The sequence below is a fragment of the Aurantiacibacter aquimixticola genome (assembly GCF_003605475.1).
Lineage (GTDB): Bacteria > Pseudomonadota > Alphaproteobacteria > Sphingomonadales > Sphingomonadaceae > Alteraurantiacibacter > Alteraurantiacibacter aquimixticola_B.
The window spans coordinates 932321-954545 of the sequence record NZ_RAHX01000001.1 but is presented as its reverse complement, the minus strand read 5'-3'; the positions used below and the strand labels follow the sequence as shown (position 1 = coordinate 954545).

At 63.8% G+C, this 22225-nt stretch carries 24 protein-coding genes; 17 read left to right on the top strand and 7 right to left on the bottom strand.

Going from position 1 to position 22225, the window contains the following annotated elements; translation table 11 throughout:
* Positions 1-3: 3 nt before the first annotated feature.
* Positions 4-309 (bottom strand): type II toxin-antitoxin system RelE/ParE family toxin, encoded by a 306-nt coding sequence (locus D6201_RS04795; RefSeq protein ID WP_120047780.1) that lies wholly within the window; start codon positions 307-309, stop codon positions 4-6.
* Positions 309-596 (bottom strand): type II toxin-antitoxin system ParD family antitoxin, encoded by a 288-nt coding sequence (locus tag D6201_RS04790; RefSeq protein WP_242447426.1) that lies wholly within the window; start codon positions 594-596, stop codon positions 309-311. Before D6201_RS04790 ends, D6201_RS04795 begins: the two co-directional genes overlap by 1 nt.
* A 47-nt stretch (positions 597-643) precedes the next feature.
* Between D6201_RS04790 and D6201_RS04785 the strand changes: the two genes are divergently transcribed.
* Together D6201_RS04785 and D6201_RS04780 are read left to right on the top strand one after the other, a co-directional pair.
* On the top strand, positions 644-1333 hold the full coding sequence (locus D6201_RS04785; RefSeq protein WP_165853496.1) for a DUF998 domain-containing protein: 690 nt from the start codon (positions 644-646) through the stop codon (positions 1331-1333).
* A 246-nt stretch (positions 1334-1579) separates the two neighbouring features.
* Positions 1580-2209 (top strand): polysaccharide biosynthesis/export family protein, encoded by a 630-nt coding sequence (locus tag D6201_RS04780; protein WP_133303943.1) that lies wholly within the window; start codon positions 1580-1582, stop codon positions 2207-2209.
* Positions 2210-2237: 28 nt separating this feature from the next.
* On the opposite strand, the gene D6201_RS04775 is transcribed toward D6201_RS04780, so the two are convergent.
* The gene (locus tag D6201_RS04775) at positions 2238-2849 is read right to left on the bottom strand and encodes a peptidylprolyl isomerase (RefSeq protein WP_120047776.1); all 612 of its coding nucleotides are present in this window, start codon (positions 2847-2849) and stop codon (positions 2238-2240) included.
* Positions 2850-2939: 90 nt separating this feature from the next.
* Between D6201_RS04775 and creD the strand changes: the two genes are divergently transcribed.
* A complete protein-coding gene (gene creD / locus D6201_RS04770) occupies positions 2940-4361 on the top strand; it encodes a cell envelope integrity protein CreD (protein ID WP_242447425.1) in 1422 nt (473 codons plus the stop codon).
* Between the two features lie 56 nt (positions 4362-4417).
* Here the strand turns inward: creD and D6201_RS04765 are convergent, their stop codons facing one another.
* Both D6201_RS04765 and D6201_RS04760 read right to left on the bottom strand, forming a co-directional pair.
* Positions 4418-5035, bottom strand: a complete 618-nt coding sequence (locus tag D6201_RS04765; RefSeq protein WP_165853495.1) for a DUF1109 domain-containing protein — start codon at positions 5033-5035, stop codon at positions 4418-4420.
* Between the two features lie 8 nt (positions 5036-5043).
* On the bottom strand, positions 5044-5583 hold the full coding sequence (locus D6201_RS04760) for a sigma-70 family RNA polymerase sigma factor (protein ID WP_165853494.1): 540 nt from the start codon (positions 5581-5583) through the stop codon (positions 5044-5046).
* Positions 5584-5707: 124 nt separating this feature from the next.
* Between D6201_RS04760 and D6201_RS04755 the strand changes: the two genes are divergently transcribed.
* Positions 5708-6106, top strand: a complete 399-nt coding sequence (locus D6201_RS04755; protein ID WP_120047773.1) for a BlaI/MecI/CopY family transcriptional regulator — start codon at positions 5708-5710, stop codon at positions 6104-6106.
* A complete protein-coding gene (locus D6201_RS04750; protein WP_120047772.1) occupies positions 6103-7980 on the top strand; it encodes a M56 family metallopeptidase in 1878 nt (625 codons plus the stop codon). Before D6201_RS04755 ends, D6201_RS04750 begins: the two co-directional genes overlap by 4 nt.
* A gap of 12 nt (positions 7981-7992) precedes the next feature.
* Here D6201_RS04750 and ypfJ read toward each other — a convergent pair whose 3' ends face one another.
* Entirely contained in the window at positions 7993-8841 is an 849-nt protein-coding gene (gene ypfJ, locus D6201_RS04745; protein WP_120047771.1) for a KPN_02809 family neutral zinc metallopeptidase, read from the bottom strand.
* Between the two features lie 106 nt (positions 8842-8947).
* On the opposite strand from ypfJ, the gene D6201_RS04740 reads away from it, so the two are divergent.
* From D6201_RS04740 to D6201_RS04715, 6 genes are all read left to right on the top strand, one after another.
* Positions 8948-9703, top strand: coding sequence for a 3-hydroxybutyrate dehydrogenase (locus D6201_RS04740; protein ID WP_120047770.1), 756 nt, complete (start codon positions 8948-8950; stop codon positions 9701-9703).
* A gap of 77 nt (positions 9704-9780) precedes the next feature.
* On the top strand, positions 9781-11256 hold the full coding sequence (gene guaB, locus D6201_RS04735; RefSeq protein ID WP_120047769.1) for an IMP dehydrogenase: 1476 nt from the start codon (positions 9781-9783) through the stop codon (positions 11254-11256).
* A 2-nt stretch (positions 11257-11258) separates the two neighbouring features.
* Positions 11259-11498, top strand: coding sequence for a hypothetical protein (locus D6201_RS04730; protein ID WP_120047768.1), 240 nt, complete (start codon positions 11259-11261; stop codon positions 11496-11498).
* The gene (locus tag D6201_RS04725) at positions 11495-12673 is read left to right on the top strand and encodes an RsmB/NOP family class I SAM-dependent RNA methyltransferase (RefSeq protein ID WP_120047767.1); all 1179 of its coding nucleotides are present in this window, start codon (positions 11495-11497) and stop codon (positions 12671-12673) included. Before D6201_RS04730 ends, D6201_RS04725 begins: the two co-directional genes overlap by 4 nt.
* A 62-nt stretch (positions 12674-12735) precedes the next feature.
* The gene (locus D6201_RS04720) at positions 12736-13233 is read left to right on the top strand and encodes a tetratricopeptide repeat protein (RefSeq protein WP_242447424.1); all 498 of its coding nucleotides are present in this window, start codon (positions 12736-12738) and stop codon (positions 13231-13233) included.
* A 64-nt stretch (positions 13234-13297) separates the two neighbouring features.
* Positions 13298-13729, top strand: a complete 432-nt coding sequence (locus D6201_RS04715) for a hypothetical protein (protein ID WP_120047766.1) — start codon at positions 13298-13300, stop codon at positions 13727-13729.
* Here the strand turns inward: D6201_RS04715 and D6201_RS04710 are convergent.
* The gene (locus D6201_RS04710) at positions 13672-14172 is read right to left on the bottom strand and encodes an RNA pyrophosphohydrolase (RefSeq protein ID WP_120047765.1); all 501 of its coding nucleotides are present in this window, start codon (positions 14170-14172) and stop codon (positions 13672-13674) included. The two genes, D6201_RS04715 and D6201_RS04710, sit on opposite strands and share 58 nt — an antisense overlap.
* A gap of 157 nt (positions 14173-14329) precedes the next feature.
* On the opposite strand from D6201_RS04710, the gene D6201_RS04705 reads away from it, so the two are divergent.
* The 6 genes from D6201_RS04705 to D6201_RS04680 are packed head-to-tail and all read left to right on the top strand — an operon-like array spanning position 14330 to position 22185.
* Complete coding sequence (locus D6201_RS04705) at positions 14330-16246, top strand: 2-oxoacid:acceptor oxidoreductase subunit alpha (RefSeq protein ID WP_120047764.1); 1917 nt, start codon at positions 14330-14332, stop codon at positions 16244-16246.
* Between the two features lie 2 nt (positions 16247-16248).
* Entirely contained in the window at positions 16249-17265 is a 1017-nt protein-coding gene (locus tag D6201_RS04700) for a 2-oxoacid:ferredoxin oxidoreductase subunit beta (RefSeq protein WP_120047763.1), read from the top strand.
* Between the two features lie 46 nt (positions 17266-17311).
* Complete coding sequence (locus D6201_RS04695; protein ID WP_120047762.1) at positions 17312-18235, top strand: metal-dependent hydrolase; 924 nt, start codon at positions 17312-17314, stop codon at positions 18233-18235.
* A gap of 31 nt (positions 18236-18266) precedes the next feature.
* The gene (locus tag D6201_RS04690; protein WP_120049203.1) at positions 18267-19667 is read left to right on the top strand and encodes a cryptochrome/photolyase family protein; all 1401 of its coding nucleotides are present in this window, start codon (positions 18267-18269) and stop codon (positions 19665-19667) included.
* A gap of 41 nt (positions 19668-19708) precedes the next feature.
* On the top strand, positions 19709-20947 hold the full coding sequence (locus tag D6201_RS04685) for an SAM-dependent methyltransferase (RefSeq protein ID WP_120047761.1): 1239 nt from the start codon (positions 19709-19711) through the stop codon (positions 20945-20947).
* Entirely contained in the window at positions 20944-22185 is a 1242-nt protein-coding gene (locus D6201_RS04680) for a serine hydrolase domain-containing protein (protein ID WP_120047760.1), read from the top strand. Before D6201_RS04685 ends, D6201_RS04680 begins: the two co-directional genes overlap by 4 nt.
* The last annotated feature ends 40 nt before the right edge of the window (positions 22186-22225 follow it).

The window sequence follows — 22225 nt, the reverse complement described above, 5'->3', positions numbered from 1 at the left end:
GGGCTAAAGCTCGCCGTCGCCCGTTAGTGCGCGGTCGATGTCCATCCGCTTATGCAATATGCGCACGACGTCGATCGAGCCATCCTGCAACATGTAGAAAATCAGGTGGCTTCCGCTAGCCGCTTTGCGAAAGTCGCCGATACGTGTTCGGAACGATGGCGCACGATTCGGAAAGCGTTGCAAGTTGGCAATCGTATCCTCGATGCCCCTCACATAGTCCTCTGCCTGATCGACGCCGCGTTCTTCTGCCGTGGCCAGCCAGATAGTGCTGAGGTCGCGGCGCGCTGCGCTGCGAAGACGAAAGGGCACTAGCCCTCTGCCTTGTAGTTCGCTCTCATTTCTTTCAGAAAATGATCGAAGTCGAAGGGTTCGGCGGGACCGCTATCCAAGCCATCCTGAAGCGCGACATCCAGCGCGGCGATCTTCGCATCTCTCTCTTCCGAACGGCGCAAAGCATCTCGGATCACCTCGCTGACGGAGGCGAATTCACCGGAAGCGACCTTGCGCCGGGCATAGTCTTCGTAGTGATCGCCAAGCGAAATCGAGGTGTTCTTTCCCATGGTTCGTATGTTACCAAGTTTTGGTAACTCGATCAATCCGCTCCATCTTAATGGAATCAGCGCGCGTACTTCTGGAGAAAAGCATGCCGGACTTGCAAGCACGACACGCGCATTCCTCATCTTCGCGCGCTGCCCACAACGCCTTTGCGCGCCGCGCCAGCCGCGCGTTCGTGTTTCTGTGCTTCGGCATCGGCGCGGTGGCGGTCGCGGTGCCAATCGTGCTGCGGCTAACCGGCGGGCCGGACACCTCGATCAGCCAGTATTACTGGAACGACGATGCGCGTGATCTGCTGGTGGGGATGCTCTGCGCGACCGGCGTATTTCTCGTGCTGTTCCAGGGCCTCTCGCGGTGGGAGAACGTGATCTTGTCGCTGGCAGGTGTGTCCGTCATCGTCGTCGCGCTGGTGCCGGTGGACGAAAGCGGCGATCTCTCCCGCTCTATTGGGCATGTGGCCGCCGCCGTGCTCTTCTTCCTCTGCCTGTTCGTGGTTGCGGTGTTCTTTTCCCGCAACCGACTTGGCCTTGTCGAGGACGAGCGGCTGCGCCGGCGGCTCGCCATGCTTTACCTCTTCGCAGGTTGGTCGATGATTGCGTTGCCGATCGGCGCGCTGATGATCGCTGGCATGGACAAGGCCGAAGGCAATGTCATTTTCTGGATAGAGAGCGCGGCGCTCTACGCCTTCGCGCTCTACTGGTTCACCAAGAGCTTCGAATACAGCAAGCTGATCGACGGCAGCGTGGGTGAGGTGCTGGCAGCCTGCGTGATGGAGTGACTGTGCCGTTTGGCTACCGACCTGTTTGACGTGCATGCCCGCGAGCGAGCGTTTCCCCTCAGCCATTGGGGCGCTCGGCATTTGACAGGTTGCTTAAAGGCATTGGCGGGCATAGGCTTCTGCGAAAGTTTTAAACCCAATTGAAAGGCTCTCTCTGTGCCCAAACCACAGAAAATCGTTGCCCTTGTTTTAACCCCTCTACTGGCTGCGTGCGCGTCCAATACTCCAATCGGCGGGGCACCCGGCGTGGATGTCGCTGTGGGCACCTTGCCTGCGCCGCAGGCCGTGGACTTCATGGCGGAGCCAACCACGCAAGCCGTGCGTCCGCTCGATGTAATCGAGGTGAGCGTGTTCGGCGTTGAAGACCTGTCACTTACAGTGCAGGTCGGCGCTGATGGCGTGCTCGATTATCCGCTGGCGGGCGAAGTCCCTGCCGCTGGCATGACGACGACGCAGGTGTCCGCGGAATTGGAGGACCGGCTGCGCTCCACTTACGTGCGCAATCCGGATGTAACGTCTCGGATCATCGAGCGTGCGGAGCAGTTGATCACGGTTGGTGGACAGATAGAAAGGCCGGGTCGCTTTCCCGTCGAAGCGCCGGTGACCCTTCTGGAAGCGCTCGCGCTCGGCGGTGGTATTACGCCCGAGGCCAACCGCCGAGAACTGCTTATTTTCCGTGAAGTGGATGGCGAGCGGTATATCGGCATTTACAATGTCAGCGGCATTCAGCGCGGCAATTATCCAGATCCAATGGTTTATCCTAATGACATCGTGATGGTCGGTGAGAATGAAGCGCTCGCACGAGTTCAGCGAGTCGTCGGAATTGTGAGCTCGATTACGAGCCCGCTCATTCTGCTAGAACGCGTTTTACGCTGATAAAGGGTCTCTTCGGCTTTTCGTCGGTTCAGGCCAGGAGCACGCGCGCTTCCAAGATCATTACCGGCTCGGCCAGCATCTCGCCGTTCATCCAGCCTTCGCCCGCATGGGGATCGACGGGCGCGGCGTGGATCGTCTCAACGACATCCATGCCGTCTACCACATGGCCGAACACGGCATAGTCTGCGTGGCGAGCCGGATTCTCGTGATCGGGCTGCGCGTCCATGCCGGTCATGTCCTGCAGAAGGATCGTGAAGTCGCCATTGGCCGTTCCCGGCTCGCCCATCGCCATGGAAAGCGCGCCGCGCGTGTGACTTAAGCCCGTGAGCGTGGTCGGCTCATGCGCGATCTGCGGCAGCACCCGGTCCGGATCCCGCTGCGCCCCGGCCTGGATCAATTCGTTGGGCTGCGCGCCCCAATCGAGCGACATGGCGCGGTAGAAGACGGTGCCGTCGAACCGGTCTTCCTCGACATAGCGAAGGAAATTGCCTGCGGTGATCGGCGCACGCTCCGTCTCCAGCGCGATGACGATGTCGCCCATCGTCGTTTCCAGCACCACGTCAGTGGTCTCATGCTCCGCGTCCTGCGCGGCGAGAGGCGATGGGAGCAGCGCGGCGAAGTGTGCAAGAAATCGAAGCATGGCCCATCCTAATCGCGCTCACCGGCGTTCACAACAAATTCAGTTCGTCGCTCACAAGGCACGTTTCATCGCTAAAAAATGAGGAGATGAATGATGGCAAGGGAGCGAAGCCCGGGAATGAAGCTGTTCCTGACGGGCGTGGTCGCCGCAGTGCTGATCGTGCCGCTGATGATGGTCTATGCGTTGATATGGGACCGGGAAAACCAGTCCAACCAGGCGCAGACGCAGGTCACAGCGGGCTGGGGCGGCGCGCAGACAATCACGGGTCCGCTGCTGGTCATTCCTTATAACGGCGAGGTGACGGAGACAGAGACGGTCAACGGCGTCGCGCAGCAGCGCACGCGCAATGTCCGGCGCGAGCTTTTCGTTTCCCCGACCGAGCAGGACATCGAAACCCGGATCGATCCCGAACGCCGCGGATACGCAATTTATGAAAGCGTTGTCTACGAGGCCGAGATCACCGGCACGGCGCGTTTCGCGCTCGATGGCGATCTCGAGCGGCTCGGCGTAGAGCGTGACAGCCTCCTGCTCGACCAGGCGGAACTGCGCTTCGGCATCTCTGATCCGCGCGGCCTGACCGATGGCGCAAGCGTGCGGGCGGGCGGAGAGACCATCCAGCTCAGCCCCGGCAACGGGCCCGCCGCTACGGGTGGCTCGGGCTTTTCCGCGCCGGTCGAATGGGATGCGGAGGCACCGCTCTCTGTCGCCTTCCAGTATGGCCTGCGCGGCAGCCGGTCATTAGCGCTCGTCCCGCGCGGCGGGGAAACGGCGTGGCAGGTGACATCGCCCTGGCCGCATCCCAGCTTCACCGGTAGTTTCATGCCGCAGGAGCCGGAAGTGGGCGCGGACGGCTTTACCGCCACCTATCCGGGCATTACCAATCTCGCGCTAGGCCAGCGGCTGCTTTCGCTCAGCGATGGCGGCAATCCGGGCATGGCGATGGCGGTAGAGGCCGCCGCTTATGACGAGTCCTATGCCCGCGAGATGCGCGCTGCCGGACAGAACGCCAGTCCGGTGGTGATCGGACTGGTCGATCCGGTCGATCTCTACAGCCAGGTCGATCGCGCGGTGAAATACGGTTTTCTGTTCATCGGCTTCACTTTCGCGACCTTCTTCATGTTCGATGTGGTGGGCGGCGCACGGGTGTCGGCGGCGGAATATCTGCTGACAGGCACGGGCCTCGTGCTGTTCTTCGTCATGCTGCTGGCCTTTGCCGAGGTGATCGGCTTCGCCTGGGCCTATATCGTGGCGGCGGGTGCGATCATCGGACTGGTAACCGCCTACAGCGCGGCAGTGCTCGGCACGTGGCGGCGCGCCGGATTTATCGGTGCGATGCTGGCGGGCCTTTATGCGCTGCTCTTCGTGCTGCTGAACCTCGAGACCTATTCGCTGGTCATCGGTTCGCTGCTGCTCTTCGCGGCATTGGCTGGCATCATGTATGCCACCCGCAACATCGACTGGTCGGCCGTACGCCGTAGCGACGAGGATCCGCGCGAGGGCTACACCGTCTGAGCGGCAATCCGAGCGCAAAGGCGGGCCGGGGCGCGAGAGCGCTCCGGCCCGTTCTGTTACCAGCGCAGCAGGCGCGGGCCGAGCAGCCAGCCGAGACCAGCCATGGCCAGGATCGGCAGGATGTAGAACAGCGCCATATATCCCATGCCGCGCTCCGGGCAGAAGGGCGCGTAGGCCGTCATCGCTACCGCTCCGCCGAACAGGCCTGCCACAAGCCCGGCGCGCCGCAAATTCGTGGGGGCGAAGGCGCGCATACCGAGCACCGCGCCGATAAAGGCAATGGGGCTCATCAAAAGCATGGCGGCAAGGCACTGCGCCCAGGTATCCCCCGCAACCTGCGGGCCGAAAGCGACGGTTTCGTAGAGGAACAGCGCGGCGATCGGCACGAAGGGCGCGGCCACGCCAAGCAGGGCCATGGTTGTCGGACGACCGGGCTTGCCCAGCACGAACAGCGCGGCGGCGGCCAGCAGCAGCAGGGTGAGGGAGAATCCCCATTTTACCGTAAGCGGCCCCATACCGTCCGTCTCGACAGAGGCAAACGCCCCGTCCAGCGCCAGTCCCACGCCCAACCCGCACGCGGCGATCACGCCGAACATCGGCGCGGCAAAGCGCCAGCTCACACCGCGCGCAGGCGCTGCGCCCTCGCTGGCGAGCTGATCGAGAATATTGTCCATGTTCGTCGTCATAATTTCTGTTCGTCCGCAATGTCCTTGAGGCGCAGCATTCCACGATGCACGCGCAGCTTCATCGCCGATGTGCCGATGCCGATACGTTCGGCCGCCTCGCGGTTGGTCATGCCTTCAATATGCGTCATGCGGATCGCCTGCGCCTGATCGTCCGAAAGCTCGCCCAGCAAGGCGGCGACATCGACATGGGCGAAGCTTTCCGCCGCGACGTCCATATCGGCCTCGTCATCCAGCACGATCGGGCTGCGCCCGCGCTTGCGCCAGAAATCGATGAGCTTGTAATTGGCGATCGCGTACATCCACGGCCCCACCGGCCGCCCGGGATCGAGCGTGTGGCGCTTTTCATGCAAGGCGATCAGGCATTCCTGCAACACGTCCTCCAGTTCACTATCGCCTGCGGTCTTTCGCACCAGCATGGCGCGAATTCTGCCGGTAGCCTCGGCAAGAAACTGCCGATAGGCTGCCCCGTCACCGTCACGCGCCGCCGCCATCAGGCGGTCGAGCGTGTCTGCCGGGGCATCTGTCTGATCGTCCATTCGTCCCATCCGAAGGCATGGTTACACGCTTTGCGGAAAATTTCGACAGATTTGCATTCAATCGCCATTCAGATTACAAGCGTAGTCGTAGCGACCGACAAGCAAGCCGGTCAGGGAGGCCGCGATGACTGCGAATAGGGATGAGACCTCAGGCGCGCCGGAGCGCATCAGCGAAGCCGAGCATGCGGTGATGGAAGTGCTGTGGCAGAGGAGCCCGCAAAGCGCCGCCGATGTCTGCGATGCGGTATGCAAGCAGCGCGGCTGGTCCATGCCGACCGTTAAGACGCTGCTCTCCCGCCTTGTTTCCAAGGGCGCGCTGGGTACCAAGCCGGATGGCCGCCGCTTCCTCTACACCCCGCGCATCGAACGCGCCGATTATGTCGGCACCGAAAGCAAGCGCCTGGTCGAGCGGCTGTTCGGCGGCCGCGCGGCGCCACTGTTCGCACACCTCGTGCAAAGCGAGGCTCTGACGCCCGAGGATATCGCCGAGATCGAGAGGCTGCTGGCGGAGATGAAGAAATGAACGGGCTGGCTGGAGCTTCGCTGTCGGACTGGATGGTCGACACCTTTGTCTACACCGGCGTGCTGATCGCGCTGGTGCTGCTCGTTCGCAAGCCCGTCGCGCGCCATTTCGGGCCGCAGATCGCCTATGCGCTATGGGCGCTGCCGCTGCTGCGCCTGATCATGCCGCCGATCGTACTGCCCGCCTGGATGCGTCCGGCGGAGGCAGGGCAAGGCGCTGGCGCTGCGAATGAGCCGCTGATGGTGCTTATTTCCGATCCCGCTGCTGCCGATGCGGCGATCGCCGCGCCCGCTGTAGGGATCGGAGTGACGGACCTTCTGCTGCCACTGTGGCTGGGCGGTGCGACCGTATTCATGGCGTGGCGGGCTCGCGACTATGTGCGCATGCGCCGCGATCTGCTGGCAGATGCGCGGCCGGTGGGGGAGGCGGGCAAGGTGCGCCTCGTCGAAATCCCCGCCGTGCGCGCGCCGGTTGCTTTCGGCATAATCGACCGCGTCGTCGCTCTGCCGCTCGAATTCATGGACCGCATCGATGTGCAAGCCCGCGACATGGCGATTGCGCATGAGCTGGAGCATCATCGCGGTCACGATCTTCTCGCCAATATTGCGGCCCAGCCGCTATTGGCCTTGCACTGGTTCAATCCACTCGCCTGGTGGGGCTGGCGAGCGATGCGCAGGGATCAGGAGGCGGCGTGTGATGCGCGTGTCGTCGCTGGCCAGGCGCGGTCGGAAAGAGCCCGTTATGCGGAGGTTATCGCCGGTTTCGCTGCCGGTGAGCATCTCGCGCTGGCGGCTCCGATGGCCTGTCCGGTGCTGGGCGAGAAGTCCATCATCCACAGATTACGGAGCCTCACCATGACCGATATTTCTCCCCGCCGCCGCCGCATCGGCATCGCCGCCCTCGCCACCACCGCGCTGGCTCTGCCGTTGACCGCGTCGATCAGCTACGCCGCGCCGGACCTGCCGGAGCCGAGCGAATCCGATGCGTATGCCGAGGCAACGCCGGTGGTCGAAACGGTCGCCGACCAGGATTGGCAACAGACGCAGGAAGTGGTCGTCGACGACATGCAGGACGGCGAGGAGCGCGTCATCGTCCGCGTCATTCAGGACGAGGATGGTGAGCGCGAAGTGATCCGCCGCATCATTCGCCGCAATGGTGGCGAAACGCAGGTGCTCGAAGGCGAGGCGGCGGACCGCGCAATCGAGCGCTCCGAACGACTTCGCGAACGTACCGAGCATTTGAGCGAGCAGGCTGTCGAAAGCGCGCGGGAAGCGCGCGAGGCTGCCGAGGAAGCACGTGTCGCCGCCGCCCATGGGCGCGCGATGGGCGAATATGGTCGGCGCATGGGCGAACACGGGCGGCGCATCGGCGCGCAGGCCCGCCGCACCGCGATGGAGGCGAGCCGCCTCGCCGTCGTTACCGGAGAATTCGCCGATGAACTCGAATGCAATGGCGAGGATGTTACCGTGGAGCGTCAGCTATCCGATGGTCGCCGCGCCATCATGATCTGCCAAAGCGGCATCAACGCGGCGCAGATCGAAGGCATGCGCGCTGCGCTTGAAGCGATGCGCGACAACCCCGGCATCCCGCCAGAAGCGCGCGAGGACGCGATCGAGGCTATCGAGGATGCTATCGAGGAGCTGGAGGAAATGCGCGCAGCTTCCTTCGGGCGACAGGGCAGGATGGTGCCTCCGACGCCGCCGACCCCGCCGCGTGTCGGCGCGCGGCTGACCGCTCCCCTGACACCGCACTCTGGCGCGGTGATGCTTCGCACGGAAGCGCGCTTCATCCAGATGAGACCATCGATCTTTGGACGGGCAATGATACATACCCGCGATGACGATTGCGCGGAAAGCGCAAGCACCCACGCCTAGACGGGTCCGCGCCTATCCATTGCCGAGAATCTCGGCATCGCAGCGCGTGTCGTCGCCGCTTTCGATCCCCAGCCGCAGCGCCGCCATGCGCTGCTGGCTGGTGCCGTGGGTGAAGTTCTCTGCGCTGACCCGCCCGCCCGTGATCGTGTCGTCGCCAATGGCGGCGGCGGCGTTCATGCCTTCTTCGAAATCGCCGAATTCGATCAGGTTGCGGTTCTTGCCCGCCCACACGCCGGCATAGCAATCGGCATGCAGCTCCATCAACACGTTCAGCTGATTGGCGCGGCGCGGATTCTGCTGCTGCGCGCTGCGGATCTGCCCCGATAGTCCGGTGATCGTCTGCACGTGATGCGCATATTCATGGGCAAGCACGTAGAGCCGCGCGAAATCGCCGCCTTCGCCCGCCATGCGCGCCAGCTGGTCGTAAAAGCCGGTGTCGATATAGATCGTCTGGTCGCCCGGGCAGTAGAACGGCCCCATGGCCGCCTGGCCGGTGCCGCAGGCGGTGCGCCAGGTGCTGGTCGAGGGCAGGACGAGATAGGGAGTCTCGAACCCGCCAACACCCTTTTCCTGGAAGATCGCGGCCCAGGTCTGGTTGAGCGACTGCAGGCCGTTGCAGGCTTCGGTGGCATAGGCGCTGGAAGAGCAGATTTCCTGCTCGTTCTGATTGGCGCTGGTGGCGGGGCCGCTTTGCTGCTGTGCGCCTTCGACCATGCCGATGGTCTGCATGGGATCGGCGCCGAAGATGAAATAGCCGAGAGCCGCTATCACGATCGCGCCGCAGCCGATGCCGCCCGCGCGGCCACCTCCGCCGCTGGATCGAACCTTGATGTTGCCGGTGTTGAACGGATTAAGCCTCATCGCGCTCCCCTCTCATGTCGCTGCCTGCCTCGCCGCGCTTTTTCGCTGGACCGCCCGGATAGCGGCTTTAGGACCGGCTGCAAAATCCAACCGACCGGAGTTTCCAATGTTCCTCAGCGGCAAGCGCGCCCTCGTCACCGGCTCCACCTCCGGCATCGGCCTCGCCATCGCGCGGGCGCTGCGGGCGGAAGGCGCGGACATCGTGCTCAACGGCTTCGGCGATGAAAGCGAGATCGCGGCCCTGTGCGAGGAAATGGAGGCCAGCTATTCGGGCGCGGACCTGACCGATCCTGCCGCGATCGAGGCGATGATGGCGGCAGCTGGCGGCGTGGACATCCTCGTCAACAATGCCGGCATGCAGCATGTCGCGCCGGTGGAGGAATTTCCGACCGCGAAGTGGGATGCGATTATCGCGCTCAATCTCACCGCCGCCTTCCACACCGCGCGCCTTGCCGTGCCGTATATGAAAAAGGCGGGCTGGGGCCGGATCATCAACACGGCCAGCGCGCATTCGACCACGGCCAGCCCGTTCAAGAGCGCCTATGTCGCGGCCAAGCACGGCATCGCCGGGCTGACCAAGGTGCTGGCGCTGGAGCTGGCCGAGCACAATGTCACCGCCAATGCGATCAGCCCCGCCTATGTCTGGACGCCGCTGGTCGAGGGGCAGATTCCCGACACGATGAAAAGCCGTGGCCTGACGCGCCAACAGGTCATCAACGATGTCCTGCTCGAACGCCAACCGACAAAGAAATTCGTCAAGCCCGAAGATGTCGGCGCGCTGGCGGTGTTCCTGTGCCGGGACGCGGCGCAGAACATCACCGGCGCGAATTACGAGATCGATGGCGGCTGGACGGCGCAGTAGCGCAACCGCGGAAATTTCCACCGCAGCGCAGCATTTGCCCCCTTGGCGAATCGCCTTGCGATGTGACAGAGGGCCGGATGGCTCACATCTCTGCCGACACCGGCTCCATTCCCACCGGCCTGACTTTCGACGACGTGCTCCTGCGCCCGGCCGAAAGCGATATCCTGCCCAGCCAGGCCAGCACCAAGACGCAGCTGACACGCGACATCGCGCTCAACATTCCCATCCTCTCCGCTGCGATGGATACGGTGACGGAGGCGGAAATGGCCATCGTGATGGCGCAGATGGGTGGAATCGGCGTGCTCCATCGCAACCTGACGGTCGAGGAGCAGTGCGATGCAGTGCGCCGGGTCAAGCGCTTCGAAAGCGGAATGGTGGTCAACCCCATCACCATCGCGCCCGATGCCACGCTGGGCGAGGCGCAGGCGCTGATGGACAAGCACCGCATCAGCGGCATTCCGGTCACCGACCGCGACGGTAAGCTGTGCGGCATCCTCACCAATCGCGACGTGCGCTTCGCCGACAATCCGCGCCAGCCGGTGAAGGAATTGATGACGAGCGAGAACCTTGCCACCGTTAGCGAAGGCGTGACGCAGGAACAGGCGCGCAAGATCCTCCACCAGCGGCGCATTGAGAAACTGCTGGTGGTCGATGACGCGCATCGCTGCGTCGGCCTCATCACCGTCAAGGATATCGAGAAGGCGGTCCTCAACCCGAATGCTACGAAGGACCAGGGCGGCCGCCTGCGCGTCGCCGCCGCGACCACAGTGGGCGACAAGGGTTTCGAGCGGACCGAAGCGCTGGTCGATGCCGAATGCGACGTCATCATCATCGACACCGCGCATGGGCACAACAAGGCCGTGGCGGAGGCGGTGAGCCGCGCGAAGAAGCTGTCCAATCACGTCCAGATCGTGGCGGGCAATGTCGCCACGGCGGAAGCGACCAAGGCATTGGTCGATGCGGGCGCGGATGCGGTGAAGGTCGGCATCGGGCCAGGCAGCATCTGCACCACGCGCATCGTCGCGGGCGTCGGCGTGCCACAGCTGACTGCAATCATGGAAAGCTCCAGCGCGGCTGGCGACGTGCCGATCATCGCCGATGGCGGCCTTCGCACCAGCGGCGATGCGGCAAAGGCGCTCGCGGCAGGCGCGAGCACCGTCATGGTCGGCAGTCTGCTTGCTGGCACGGAAGAGGCGCCTGGCGAGACATTCCTCTATCAGGGCCGTAGCTACAAGGCCTATCGCGGCATGGGCAGCGTCGGCGCGATGGCGCGCGGCAGCGCGGATCGGTATTTCCAGCAGGACATCAAAGACTCGATGAAGCTGGTGCCCGAGGGGATCGAGGGGCAGGTCCCCTATAAGGGCCCGGCGCGCGATATCGTTCACCAGCTGGTCGGCGGCGTGAAGGCGGCGATGGGCTATACCGGCAGCGCCACTATCGCCGATCTGAAGACCCGCGCGCAGTTCATCCGCATCACCAATGCGGGCCTTTCCGAAAGCCACGTGCACGATGTCAGCATCACGCGCGAAGCGCCCAACTACCCGACGCGCTGATAATGGTCGAAGTCTTCGTTCCCTTCGTCCTCATCCTGATGAGCTGGAGCCCCGATGATCCGCAAGGATCCATGCAGGTGACGCAGCGCGTCTACATCGATGAAGAGACGTGCCTCGCCGCCGGGCGGGAGCGCGAGGAGGCGGTCGCGCAGCACGGCGTACCGGGCCGCGAATTCGTGTGGCGGTGTGAGGAGCAGATCACCGACATCGAGGTTTATCGCCCGATCGCGCCGTCCGAATGACCCCCGCCGCACGGGTTCAGGCCGCTATCGAGATCCTCGACGGCATCATTCACGCCGCGCGCAATCAGGGGCCACCTGCCGACCGGCTGATCGCGCAATGGTTCAAGGGCCATCGCTTCGCCGGATCGAAGGACAAGCGCGCCATTCGCGAGCTGGTCTATGACACGATCCGCGCCTGCGGCCCCGTGCCGCAAAGCGGCCGCGCGGCGGTGCTCGGACTGGCGGAAGAGCGCGAGGAATTGCGCGCGCTGTTCACCGGCGAGGGGTATGGCCCGATGCCGATCGAGGCGGACGAACCGGTCGCGCAGGGTGGTATCGCGCCTGAATGGCTGGAAGATCGCCTGATCGCATCCGGTGTCGGGCAGGAAGAAGCCGAAGCGCTGCTTTCGCGCGCGCCGCTGGACCTGCGGGTCAACACGCTGAAGGCGCAGCGCGATGCGCTCGAACTGCCGCTGGATGCAGAACCGCTCGCGCCGCCGCATGCGCTGCGCGTGCCGACAGGAACGCGCGTCGAGGATTGGGACGCCTACGCCAGCGGCGCGATAGAGGTGCAGGATGCCGGCAGCCAGACGGCCTGTCTCGCTGTCGGCGCGCAGCCGGGCCAGACGGTGATCGACCTGTGCGCCGGTGCTGGCGGCAAGAGCCTCGCGCTCGCCGCCGCCATGGCCAATGACGGCACGCTGCTGGCCAGCGATACGGATCGCCGCCGTCTGTCGCAGCTGGGCCCGCGTGCTGAACGCGCAGGCGTCACCGTTGCGCAGACGCTGCTGCTCGATCCGGGACGCGAGGCGGAGGCGCTGGCCGAGTGGCAGGGCAGGGCGGATCACGTGCTTGTCGACGCGCCGTGCTCGGGCACCGGCACATGGCGGCGCAATCCGGAGGCGCGCTGGCGGCTCACTCCCGAAGAGCTCGAGAAGCTGACCGCGTTGCAGGCCAGGCTGCTCGATCTCGCCGCGACGCTCGTGAAGACTGGCGGGCATATCAGCTATGTCACCTGTTCCCTGCTGGACGAGGAAGGCGCTGGCCAGATCGACGATTTCCTCGCTCGCAATACCGGCTGGCGCGCCGACTTGCCGGAGCTCCCGCTCGGCACGGCGCACGGGCAGGGCATCCGCCTATCGCCCGCCCATGACGGCACGGACGGATTTTTCATCGCGCGTATATGTAAGCCGTGATACGCCGCGAGAAGATGGACGCCAAAACCGCCTCTTCTCCGTCTGGTATCAAGGAATTCCTCATGCGTTTCGGACCCGCAGCTGCCGCTCTTTCCCTGTTCGTCGCGGTGAGCGCGAGTGTCGGCAACGCCGCGCCGTACAACCCCGATCCGCGCGCCGACGCGCTGGTGGCCGAAGGGCGCGCCATGCTGGCATCCGGCGACACGCAGGCGGCGATCGACAGTTTCGAAGCGGCGCTGGTGATCGATCCGGGCTACACCGCCATCTATCTCGATCTGGCCGAGGCGGCGCGCGCCGATGGGCTGCAAGGCAAGGCGATCCGCTATTACCGCGAAGCGCGCGAGCGCGATCCCGACAATCTTGCCGCGATTGCGGGCGAGGGTGAGGCGCTGGTAGAAAAAGGCGCGCTCAACGCCGCGCGCGCGAACCTGCAGACATTGCAGAGCCTGTGCGGCGATGGCTGCGCGGAAACGATGGAACTCGCTGCCGCGATCCAGTCCGGCCCACCCGTGATGACGGCGGAGGCTTCCTCCTCGGACGAGCCGATTACGCAGAATTAAGGCAGGTAGCCTTATGTCGGCAGACATGCAGCGATCTCGAACACGTGCGGTTCTCTACGCGGTCATGGCCGGCATAGCGCTGGGCTGCGGCGTCGTCCTCGTCGGGCTCGGTTTCGTATCCTACGGGCAGCCTTGGTACGGCGAAGGGGCGCAGGGCTCGGTCGTTGCGATTTCCTACGCGGCCCCAGGTGTGCTCATGCTCGGGCTGCTTTTCACCGTTCCCAGCGCGCTCGCGCTCGTATTTACGATAACCGGCATCCACCGCGATGTCGGCGATATGCTCGCGCCGTGGAAATGGGCCGTAGGCGGTCTGCTGGCAGCGGTGCCGACGGCTTGGTTGTTCGGCGCGATATTCAGGGAAGACCTGTTCGACTTCCCATCGGTCCATCTGGTGCTGCTCGTCTTCGGAGCGATCAGCGGCCTGGCCGCGCGGATCGGCTATCGCGAGGTTCCGGCCGAAATTAACGGCGCAAAGGCCGAAACGATCCGCTCGTAAATCTCGCGTTTGAATGGCACGATCAGCTCGGGCAACAGGCTGGGCGCGACCCATTTCCATTCACAGAATTCGGGGTGCTTGTGCGCGTCGAGGTCGATGTCGCTATCATCGCCGGTAAAGCGCACGAGATACCAGTGCTGGCGCTGACCCTTGTACTTTCCACCCCATAGCTTGCCCTGCAATTCCGGCGGGAGGTCGTAATAGACCTCGTTCTGCATGCGATGGATGATTTGCAGATGCTTGCCCGCAATGCCCGTTTCCTCACCGAGCTCGCGCAGCATGGCTTCGTCCAGATCCTCGCCATCGTCGACGCCGCCCTGCGGCATCTGCCACCAGTCGCCTTCCTTGTTGTCGATCCGTTTGCCGACGAAGGCCTCTCCATCGGCGTTGACGAGCATCGTGCCGACGCATGGGCGGTATTGCAGGTGATCTTCGCGTGTCATGGGACGGCGCCCTAATCCGGTGGAGCGGCGAAAGCCAGCTATTGCGCGGCGGACAGAAAATCTTGATTGTGCGGCAGCAATTCGGAACCTAGGTCTCGGGCCAACGATACTCAGCGACATATGGCGACGCCGGAGCGGCGCGCGGCAGGACAGAGATATGGCAACGCAGACGGCCGAACCGAAGGCCGACCTTTCGCAGCAGGATGCGGTCACCGTCCGCTTCGCCGGGGATAGCGGCGACGGTATGCAATTGACGGGCGGGCAGTTCACGCTCTCCACCGCGCTGGCTGGGAACGATCTCGCCACTTTTCCCGATTTCCCTGCCGAAATCCGCGCCCCGCAGGGCACACTGTTCGGCGTTTCCGCCTTTCAGATCAATTTCGGCGCGCGGCAGATCGATACGGCAGGCGATGCGCCCGACGTGCTCGTGGCGATGAACCCGGCGGCACTGAAGGTGAACCTGCCCGCGCTGAAGCCCGGCGGGCTGGTGATCGTCGACACAGGCGAGTTTACCAAGCGCAATCTCGACAAGGCGAAATACGATAGCAGTCCGCTTGACGACGACACGCTGGCGAAATTCGACACGCTGAAGCTCGATATCAGCGCGATGACGCTGGAAGCGGTGAAGCCCTTCGGTCTTGGCAATAAGGAAGCGCTGCGCTGCAAGAACATGTGGACGCTGGGCCTGGCGCTGTGGATGTTCGATCGTCCACGGGGCCCGCTGAAGGACTGGCTGAAGGGCAAGTTCAAGAACAAGCCCGACATTGCCGAAGCGAACATCGCTGCGCTTGATGCAGGCCACGCTTATGGCGAGACGGCGGAACTCGCCGGGCCGCTGCGGCAGGTGCATCTCGATCCGGTACCGACTGCGCCGGGCCTCTATCGCACGGTCACCGGGGCGGAGGCGATTTCGCTCGGCCTGGTCGCGGGCGCGCGGCTGCTCGATCTCAAGATGTTCTTCGGCGGATATCCGATCACGCCCGCCAGTGCGATCCTGCATCACCTTGCGCGGCTGAAGGAATTCGGCGTCACCACCTTCCAGGCGGAGGATGAGATCGCCGCGATCTGCGCCGCCATCGGGGCGAGCTACGCCGGATCGCTGGGCGTTACCTCGTCAAGCGGTCCGGGCATTGCGCTGAAGACTGAGGCTATGGGCCTCGGCATCATGACCGAGCTGCCGCTGGTGATCGTCAACAGCCAGCGCGGCGGGCCTTCTACAGGTCTGCCGACCAAGACCGAACAGAGCGATCTCTACCAGGCGGTCTATGGCCGCAATGGCGATGCGCCGATGCCGGTCATCGCCGCGCGCAGCCCCGGCGATGCGTTCGAATGCGCGATCGAGGCATGCCGCATCGCCGTGCAGTACATGACGCCGGTCATGCTGCTGACCGACGGCTACATCGCCAATGCCAGCGAACCGTGGCAAGTGCCCGATCCCGATGATTTCGAAGCCTTCCCGGCCCAGTTCCTCACCGAGCCGCGCGGCGAGACGCTGCTTCCCTACAAGAGAGACGATCGCGGCGCGCGTCCTTGGATCAAGCCCGGCACACCCGGCATGATGCATCGCATCGGCGGTATCGAGAAGGCGGCGGATACGGGCCACATCGACTACTCGCCGGACAACCACCAGAAGATGACCGAAATCCGCCGTGACAAGGTGCTAGGCGTCGATGTGCCGGAACAGCAGCTCGAACTCGGCGAAGCGGGCGGCAAGCTGGCAGTGGTCGGCTGGGGTTCCACCTATGGCCCGATCCATCAGGCGGTGAGCCGCGCGCGGGCTCGCGGCGAGGACGTCAGCCATATCCACGTGCGCCACATCTGGCCCTTGCCGTCCAATCTCGGCCCCTTGCTGGAAAGCTTCGACCACGTGCTCGTGCCCGAAATGAATACCGGTCAGTTCAAGACCGTGCTGCGCGACCAATATCTGATCGCCGCGCAATCCTTGACGAAGACCAGTGGCCAGCCATTCCAGATCGCAGAGCTGGAAGAGGCCATCGGCAATTGCCTCGACGAATATTGCGGCGGCCGCGTCGCCGTGAACGACCGCCAGCTGCCCAGCCCGGTGGGAGAATAGACATGAATGCTCCGACCAAGATCGAAACCACCTTAAAGGACTGGGAAACCGACCAAGAGGTTCGCTGGTGCCCGGGTTGCGGGGATTATGCGATCCTGAAGGCTGTCCAGCGCACGCTGCCGCAACTCGGTTGCGACCCGGCGAACACCGTCTTCATCAGCGGCATCGGGTGCTCCAGCCGCTTTCCCTATTATATCGAGAGCTACGGCTTCCACACGATCCATGGCCGCGCGCCAGCGGTGGCGACGGGTGTAAAGCTGGCCAATCCCGATCTGGATGTGTGGCTGGTGACTGGTGATGGAGACGGGCTTTCCATCGGCGGCAACCACATGATGCATGTGCTGCGCCGGAACGTGAACATGCAGATCATGCTGTTCAACAACGAGATTTACGGCCTTACCAAGGGTCAGGCCTCGCCTACCAGCCGCATCGGTACGCCGAGCCCTTCTACGCCCGGCGGCTCCATCGACCAGCCCGCCGAACCCTGCGCCTTCGCGCTCGGCTCTGGCGCGCGGTTCGTCGCGCGCGGCTTCGATGTGTCGAAGAAACTGCCCGAAGTGCTCAAAGCGGCGCATGCGCACAAGGGCGCGGCCTTCATCGAGATCTTCCAGAACTGCATCGTCTACAACAAGGACGTGTTCAACGCCTTCGCCGCGCCCAAGGGTGCGGAGGAGAACCAGCTCTGGTTAGAGCATGGCGAGCCGATGCTGTTTGCCAAGGGCGAAAAGGGGCTGACGCTCGATCGCGATACGCTCCGGCTCGAAGTGGTCGATGTCGTCGATGGCGATTGGGAAGCGGCGGGCGTCATCCGCCACGATGTCACCAATCGCCCGATCGCGCATATGCTGGTCAAACTGCCGTTCGGCCCGTTCCCCAAGGCTCTCGGCGTGCTGTACGACGACCCGCGCCCCTCCTTCGAAGAGCAGGTGGTGGAGGACAATGCGCGGATGAGCGAAGGCAAAACGCCCGATCTCGCCGCTCTTCTCGCCAAGGGACAGACCTGGACGGTCGAGGGGTGAGCATGGTTGAGCAGACTTCGGATGCCGTTTCCGTGAGTCCTTACACTTGGACAATCTAACTCACTCGCTGGTCGGCGCGCTGATCGGGCAGACCGGACTCAAGAAGAAAACAGGCCTCGCGATGCCCGCGCTGATCATCGGCGCAAACCTGCCCGATGTGGATGCCGCGTGCTTTTTCTGGCTGGAGGGCGTCGAGCATCTCGGCTTGCGCCGCGGTATCACCCACGGGCCGCCTGCGCTGGTTCTACTGCCCTTGATACTGGCCGGATTGTTATGGGGATTTGACCGATGGCAGGCCTCGCGCGGCAAGCGGCCGAAGGAGAGGCTGCCCGTGCATATCGGCTGGCTCTACGGCCTCGCTTTTCTCGGTTGCCTGACCCACCCGGCGCTCGACTGGCTCAACGTCTACGGCATTCGCCTGCTCGAGCCGTTTTCGAGCGAGTGGTTCTACGGCGATACGCTTTTCATAATCGACGTCTGGCTCTGGGGATTGATGGGTTTTGCCGTTTGGTGGTCCCTGCGACAGGAGAAGCGCGGCAGAGACTGGCGGCGCACCGGTCGGCAGGCACTTGCCTTGGTGCTTATCTATATCGGCGTGCAATCAGGCGTGACAAACGACAAAGAGCGGACCGTTTCCGACGCGCCCATCAGACCCGACATAGTAATCGCTAGCCCGCCTCCGCTTTGGTCGCTGAACCGAGACATGGTTTTCTGGAGCAGCGAGGAGGGCGCGGCGCTCGGCATGGAGCGTATCGGCAACATGCCGTTATCTGCCTGCGATCTCGATGCGGCTCGGCTCGCGGATAGCGAAGTCGAGGCGTTTCTTTTCTGGAGTCGCACACCCGTTCTCGACCTGCTGGATGACGGCAGCTTCGTGCTTGGCGATGCGCGGTTTTATGAGCCGCTCTCGCGTGAAAGGTTCAGCGTCGAGGTGCCCGCTCAGTTCTGCTCGGAACCGGGCGCGCGATAGGCCCGTTGGCCTCTCGAAAGGGAGAAATGCCATCGCTCAGCCGCAGATCGTCTGGCTCCGCCGCGACCTCAGGATAAAGGACCAGCCCGCGCTGCATGCCGCGGCGCAGGAGGGACCGGTCATCCCGGTCTACATCCTTGACGACGAGCGTCCCGGCGACCGCAAGATCGGCGGCGCGCATCGTTGGTGGCTGCACCACTCGCTGGAGGATCTCAGCAAAAGCTTCGGGCGGCGCAACGCGAAAATCGTGCTGCGACGTGGGGACAGCGTCGATATCCTCGCCAAGCTCGCGGAGGAGACCGGCGCGGCGGCAATCCATGCCAATCACCATTACGAGCCGTGGCACAAGCAGGCCGAAGAAGACCTTCACGACGCGCTGAAGGACATGGATTGCGAGCTGGAGCTGCATCACGGGAACTACCTCTTCCCGCCCGGTACGGCGACCACAGGCAGCGGCGATCCCTACAAGATCTACACTCCGTTCAAGAAGGCGGTGAAAGATCTGCTGCCACCGCGCGACGAATTGCCCGAACCGGAAACGCTGTCGCAGCCCTCCAGCCTGCCCGAGAGCGACGATCTCGACGATTGGGATCTGCTGCCGACCAAGCCAGACTGGGCGGGCGGCCTGCGCGAATTCTGGACCGTGGGCGAGGATGCCGCGCATAAGCGGCTCGACTGGTGGGCGGATGAGGTCTCTGGCTATGACGACGGACGGAACCTGCCGAGCAAGGATGCGACGTCGCAGATGTCGCCGCACCTGCACTGGGGTGAGATCTCACCGATCACCATCTGGCACCGGTTGAAGGACAAGCGCTCCGACGGCTGGCAGACCTATGAGGAGGAAATCATCTGGCGCGATTATGCGCAGAACGTGATCTACCAATTCCCCGACTATCCGCGCGAAAGTTATCGCGATTACGACGAGCGCACACTGTGGCGGAACCCAAGCCGCAGCGACCAGATTCAGTCCGAGATGGAGGCGTGGCAGCACGGCCGCACGGGCTATCCCATCGTTGATGCGGGCATGCGCCAGCTCTGGAAGACCGGCTGGATGCACAACCGCGTCCGGATGATCGCCGCGAGTTTTCTCATCAAGCACCTCCTCATCGACTGGCGCCACGGCGAGCGATGGTTCTGGGATACGCTTGTCGATGGCGATTATGCCAGCAATGGCACCAACTGGCAGTGGGTCAGTGGCACGGGCGTGGACAGCAACATGTTCAGCCGCATCATGGCGCCGCTAAGCCAAAGCGAGAAGTTCGATGCCGCTGGCTATATCCGAGAATATGTGCCCGAGCTTGCCGATCTCGATGACGAACACATCCACGATCCCGATGACGAGCACCGGCCCGACGATTATCCCGACAAGCTGATCGGCCATAAGGAAGCGCGCGAGCGAGCGTTGGAGGCCTATCGCAACTCCAAGGATTAGCGGCGCTTGCCCCGCGCCGGTGGCGGCGGCATAGGGGCCGGATGGAGGCAAATCAGGCGAGGGGAGGGAGCCTGCTCGAAAGCGGGCGGCGTTACAGGTCCGATCCGGGCATATTTGCGCGCCTTTTCGCTCCCGCTGCTTCCAGACTGCTCGACCGGATCGATGCGGGCCTTGCACGCGGGACGCTGCGGGGCATTCTGCCGGACGGCACGCGGCGCACGCTCGGCGGCCGCGCGCCCGGCTTCGAATGCGAAGTGCACCTACATGACTGGCGTGGTCTGCTCCGTGTGGCGACGGGAGGCTCCGTCGGGCTGTATCAGGCGTGGGAAGCGGCTGAGTGGTCGAGCGACGACCCGGTCAGCTTCTTCGCGCTGTTCGTCGACAATGCCCGCGCCCTGGGCGACACGGCGCGTGCCAAAGGCCCATGGCGCTGGGCGGCAAGGGCGCTTCATGCGCTGAACCGCAACACCAGGGCCCAGGCCGAAAAGAACATTCACGCGCATTACGATCTCGGCAACGATTTCTACGCCGCATGGCTCGATCCGACGATGAGCTATTCCTCCGGCTATCTGCTGGAACAAGGCACGCTCGAAGTCTCCCAGCATCGCAAGTGGCAGCGCCTTGCCGAACGGGTGGGCGAGCCCGAGACCCTGCTGGAGATCGGCTGCGGCTGGGGCGCGCTTTCCGCGCATTTTGCGGCGCAGGGCGCGCGCGTCGATGCCGTCAGCCTGTCCGATGAACAGCTGGACTGGGCGCGCGAGCATCATGCGGGCGTGCAATTCCTCAAACAGGACTATCGCGACACGGCGGGGCAGTTCGATGCCATTGTCAGTGTCGAAATGGTCGAGGCGCTGGGCCGCGAATATTGGCCGACCTTCATGGACTGCATCGCTCGCAATCTGAAACCGGGCGGGCGCGCTGCGATCCAGTTCATCGCCCTGCACGACGATCTTTACGATGCCTATGCCAAGACCGCCGATTTCATTCAGGCCTACGTTTTCCCCGGCGGCATCCTCATCCGCACCAGCGAATTCCGCCGCCTCGCCGAAGCGCGTGGACTCTCATGGACGGACCAGGAGGACTTCGGCCTGGACTACGCGGAAACACTGAAAATCTGGCGGGAAAGCTTCGATGAGGCGGCGGAGGCAGGCGAACTGCCCGCCGGTTTCGACCGCAAGTTTCAAGACCTCTGGCGCTTCTACCTGATGTATTGCGAAGGCGGGTTTCGCGGTGGCGGCATCACTGTCAGCCAGGTCACTTTGGCAAAGGGCGGCGCATGAAAAAGTGGCTGATCGGCATCGTGCTCGTGCTCGTCGCGATCAGCGGCATCGTCTTCTTTGCGCTTGATCGGGATCAGCGCGCCCTTCTCGCCAACATGCCGACCGACCGCAACGTGTTGTTCTGGTCTGTCGACCAGCGCAATGCAGCTTTCCGCGCCCTCGACGCTTTCCCGGCGCTCGCCGATGCGCGAGTGATCGAAGCGGGCGACGCGACCCACCCGCTGCCCGAGGGAGAGCCGCTCGATCTGCCCGGCTTCGATCTCGACGGCTTCATGCAGAGCCAGAATGCCGCTGCCGTGGTCGTCGTGCATGACGGAGCCGTGGTGCTTGAGCGCTACGGGCTCGATTTCTCCGCCGATGGCAAATGGACGAGTTTCTCGGTCGCCAAGAGCCTGACCTCGACGCTGGTCGGCGCGGCGCTAAAGGACGGTCATATCGATAGTCTCGAAGATCCGGTGAGCAAATATCTGCCGGACATGCGCGGCTCCGCCTATGACGACGTGACGATCCGTCACTTGCTCACGATGTCGAGCGGCGTGCGCTGGAACGAGGACTATACCGATCCGGAAAGCGATGTGGCGCGCTTCAACGAGCATGTTCCGCAAGTTGAGGGCGTCGATGCGCTGGTCGATTACATGCGGCAGCTACCGCGCGAGGCGGAGCCGGGAACGCGCTGGCAGTACAATACGGGCGAAACGAACTTGATCGGTGTTCTGGTGCGCGAAGCGACCGGCAAGACGCTGGCGGATTATCTTTCCGAGAAGGTCTGGCAGCCCTTTGGCATGGCGCAGGATGCGACCTGGATCCTCTCCAGCAGCGGCAGCGAAATCTCCGGCTGCTGCATTCAGGCAAGCACGCGAGACATGGCGCGGTTCGGCTTGTTCGCGCTGGGCGGTGGCATGGCCGGGGGCGAGCGCGTGGTACCTGAGGGCTGGTTCGAGGAAGCAACGCAGCCTGCCTTTCCCACGGGTCGGTTCGATCGCGGTTACGCTTATCAGTGGTGGACCTATCCCGGTGGTGCGTATGCGGCGAGCGGTCTGTTCGGGCAGGGCATATTCGTCGATCCGGAGCGCAATCTCGTCATCGCGACCAATTCCAACTGGCGACAATCGACCGGAAGCAATGGCGCTGGGGCGGAGCGCAATCGCTTCTACGCCGCAGTGCAGGCTGCCGTGGATGCGCGGCGCGGGCGCGAGGGCGTCCGGGTCGGAGAGCCGGCCGAGCCGATGGTAAGGTGAACGCGTCGGTAGGACTATTTTTACGCGAAATCGGTAGGCC